General features: G+C 38.1%; 1 pseudogene. It reads left to right on the top strand.

Annotated features, from left to right (window positions below):
- Positions 1 to 196 precede the first annotated feature (196 nt).
- A pseudogene (argS, locus tag B4033_RS04620) lies at positions 197 to 378 on the top strand (arginine--tRNA ligase); the annotation flags it as partial.

Raw genomic sequence — 378 nt, 5'->3', positions numbered from 1 at the left:
TTCATTTTTATAGCAAATTTTGCAACTTGCTTATTACGATATTCTTTATGTGATATACGAACGAATAAATGACAATTTTGTATAAATCTTCCAGCTACCGATCGTATATTTTTTATTCCCCATAAATGGTTTTACCTAAAGAGTCGGAAATTTGCTATATTTGCTGTTTTTCTGCGATATCTATTTTCGACTGATTATGAATACGGCAATCCAAGCAGCTCTCGATCATGCAGTGCAAACCTTACAGGCACAAAACGTACTCCCATCTGACTGGAACAATACAAGTAATTTGACGCGTACCAAAGACCGTAGCCACGGTGACTTTGCATCAAATATTGCCATGATCGCGTCTAAAGCTGCGGGTATGAAGCCGCGTGA

This window comes from Acinetobacter sp. UBA3132 (assembly GCF_002364825.1).
GTDB lineage: Bacteria > Pseudomonadota > Gammaproteobacteria > Pseudomonadales > Moraxellaceae > Acinetobacter > Acinetobacter schindleri.
This window is presented reverse-complemented; position numbering and strand designations above follow the sequence as displayed.